General features: G+C 70.4%; 2 protein-coding genes. Both read left to right on the top strand.

Annotation, left to right across the window (positions count from 1 at the left end; all coding sequences use genetic code 11):
• On the top strand, positions 1-577 hold a 577-nt coding region (locus ACYP5B_RS40285; RefSeq protein WP_459573371.1), incomplete at its 5' end, for an exonuclease SbcCD subunit D.
• Positions 574-1,635 (top strand): AAA family ATPase (locus ACYP5B_RS40280; RefSeq protein ID WP_459573370.1); only part of this gene is annotated, 1,062 nt, incomplete at its 3' end. The genes ACYP5B_RS40285 and ACYP5B_RS40280, both read left to right, overlap by 4 nt.

Genomic DNA, 1,635 nt, shown 5'->3' with positions numbered 1-1,635 from the left:
TTCGGTGGGCGGCAGCGGCGCCGTTGCCGCCAGCGTGTTCGACGGCGTCGACCTGGTCGCGCTTGGCCATCTGCATCGCCCGCAGACCTTCAACCAGCGCATCCACTACGCCGGCTCCTTGCTGAAGTACTCGCTGTCCGAAGTCACGCACGCCAAGTCGGTCTCGCTGATCGAGCTGGCGGCCGATGGTGCGGTCAGCATCGAGCCGATCGCGCTGTCGCCCCGGCGCGACCTGCGCATCGTCGAAGGGCAACTGGCCGATCTGCTGGCGCAGGGCGCGGCGGATGCGCAGCGCGACGACTACATCCACGCGGTGCTGACCGATACCGGCGCCTTGCTCGATCCGATGGCGCGCTTGCGCCAGGCCTATCCCAATGCGCTCGCCATCGAGCGCGCCGTGCTGGCGCGCACGGGCGAGGCCGGCGCGGCCGGCCAGCGCCTGCGCCAGCTCGATACCGGCGAGCTGTTCGCCAATTTCTTCAAGGAGGTGGCGGACGAAGAGCTGGATGACGACAAACGCCGCGTGCTCGACCAGGTGCTCGAGGGCATTGCCCGCGCAGACCGGGAGTCTGCATGAGACCGCTGCGCCTGAAACTGCAAGCCTTCGGCCCCTTTGCCGCCAGCGAGGAAATCGACTTCAGCCGGCTCGGGGACCGGGCCTTCTTCCTGATCCACGGCCCCACCGGCGCGGGCAAGACCACCTTGCTCGACGCCATCTGCTTCGCGCTCTACGGCGACACCTCCGGCGGCGAGCGCAGCGCGCAGGACATGCGCAGCGCCAACGCCGATCCGGGCCTGCGCACGGAGGTGACGTTCGAGTTCAGCCTGGCGGGCCAGCGCTACCTGGCCACGCGGTCGCCCGCGCAGGAGCGGCCGAAGCTGCGCGGCGAAGGCACCGTCAAGGAAACACCCAAGGCCCAGCTTGACGTCATGGGTGACGCGGGCTGGACCAGCAAGGCGAGCCAGCCCAACAAGGTGGACGACTTCGTGCGCAACCTGCTGGGCTTCGACAGCAGCCAGTTCCGCCAGGTCATCGTGCTGCCGCAGGGGCGCTTTCGGGAATTGCTCACGGCCGACTCCAAGAGCCGGCAGGCCATCCTGGAGCGGCTGTTCCGCACCGAGCTGTACCGGCGCGTGGAGGAACTGCTCAAGGGCCAGGCGGCCGGCATCCGCCAGGAAGCCGAGCGCCTGCGCATCGAGCAGACGGCGCTGCTGCAGCAGTACCAGCTCGAATCGGTGGACGCCTTGCGGGAACAGGCGGCAGGGTTACAGGCCCGGCTGGCCGAACTGCAGCTGCGCGACGTGGCTGCGCGCACCGTGCTGGAACTGGCAACGCTGGCAACCCGGCAGGGCGAGCAGACCGATGCCCGCCTGCGGGAGCAGCGCGATACCGAAGCGGCCCATGCCGCGCTTATGGCGCAGCGGCCCGACATCGAGGCGCAGCGCCAGCGGCTGCAGGCCGCGCGCCGGGCCATGCAGGTGCAGCCGTTCGAGCAGCACCTGGGGCTGGCCGTGCAGGAACACCAGCAGGCGCAGCAAGCGCTGGCCGCGGCAAGTGCGCGGGCCGCCGATTGCGCCGCTGTCTCGGCAACCGCCGCGGCGGGGCTCGAGGCCGAAGCGGCCCGCGCCGGCGAT

This window comes from Cupriavidus sp. 8B, assembly GCF_054589115.1.
Note: the sequence above shows the minus strand (reverse complement) of the source record. Positions and strands in the feature narration are given on the sequence as shown.